Source organism: Vibrio sp. YT-18, from assembly GCF_033337345.1.
Lineage (GTDB): Bacteria > Pseudomonadota > Gammaproteobacteria > Enterobacterales > Vibrionaceae > Vibrio > Vibrio alginolyticus.
Window position 1 is genome coordinate 1 of record NZ_JAWOQO010000152.1, and the last position, 1,234, is coordinate 1,234.

The 1,234-nt window shown below is 47.9% G+C and carries 2 protein-coding genes; one reads left to right on the top strand and one right to left on the bottom strand.

All coding sequences use genetic code 11. The features are described from left to right. A partial coding sequence (locus tag R7M72_RS25055) for a hypothetical protein (RefSeq protein WP_318056453.1) occupies positions 1-294 on the top strand: 294 nt, incomplete at its 5' end. 218 nt (positions 295-512) lie between these two features. Here the strand turns inward: R7M72_RS25055 and R7M72_RS25060 are convergent. Further along, the coding region (locus tag R7M72_RS25060; RefSeq protein ID WP_318056454.1) for a diacylglycerol kinase family protein at positions 513-1,234 on the bottom strand (722 nt) is incomplete at its 5' end.

Consider the following 1,234-nt stretch of genomic DNA (forward strand, 5'->3'; position numbering starts at 1 on the left):
CGATCAGCCTATCGGTTCGTTAAAATAGAAAAAGTGATGATCAAAAAAATGGTCGATCTATTTTTTGATCAAAATGGCGACGACTTTATCGCAAAACACGCCAACAAAACGGGAATTGCTACTCTCGGTAATTATAAAGAGATGCATTTTATGAATGCGCAATTACTGAGTGAGTTAAAACAGCTCCTCCGAGAGTTGGATGATGCCAACTTAACAGCGCTGATCTCGTACTGGGTGGCGGCGTTACAAGTCGAAAACGACGAGCTGGAAAAACATTTACCCCAAGGTGAGTAGCTCTGCTCACCTTTTTCCTTCGTTTGTCTTCTCTATTTTTGCCCTTCTATCTGTTGCTTTGTCTATTCTACGCATCGACCAACACAGACTTTACTTACTTTCTGCATCTATTCGCATCCACCATTAGTCGACGTTCGACATAAAAAACGCATCACAAGTGATACGTTTTTTGCGTCGTTGTTTGTATTCGACTCTATTCGCAGTCGTCTTCATCTGCGTTAACTGGGAACAAACACATTAAGCGACTGAGGACGAATCTTGATCTCTAAACGACGGTCAGAATAGAGCTCACCGTCGATGACGTAGTCAATCGGCTTATCCGCAGTAATCGTTACCCCTGTCGCGCTCGCGTACTGAAACAGATTCGACTCATCCTGCGCACCGACGCTGGTTAATGTTAGATCCGACAACGCCACTAGGCGTCCACCCAGCGACTGAGTGTTATCAAGGTAGGTAATGTGCAGTTTCCCATCATCTGGCTGCGGCGCGCCGCCACCTTGCGCTAACACGGTACTGAAGGGCGCGATGTTTGCCACGACGAAGCTGTGCACGTCCATCTCCTGACGCTCCCATCCTTGTTCACTCGCCGCCTGCCCTTCGAGGGTTACTTGCAGAGTTTGCACCTTTTCGGAAATAACAGCGTTAAAAAAGCCCGTTAAATACGCCAGTTGCCCAAAAGCATTTTTCTCTTCACGATGCGCGTGTTCAATCATCTTCTGTTCCAAGCCAATACCCAGCACCAACAGAATCAAACGCTGATTACATTCTGCGGTGTCTATGCGTTGGCAATGACCTGCGAGAATGGCTTCACACGCTTTTTCCACCGGTGATAACTTCACGCCGATGCCATACAGCACATGGCACAGCGCATTCGCCGTGCCCAACGGTATGATGCCAAGCTGGATGTCAGTGCCGACCAATTGGCTCGCCACTTCAGTCA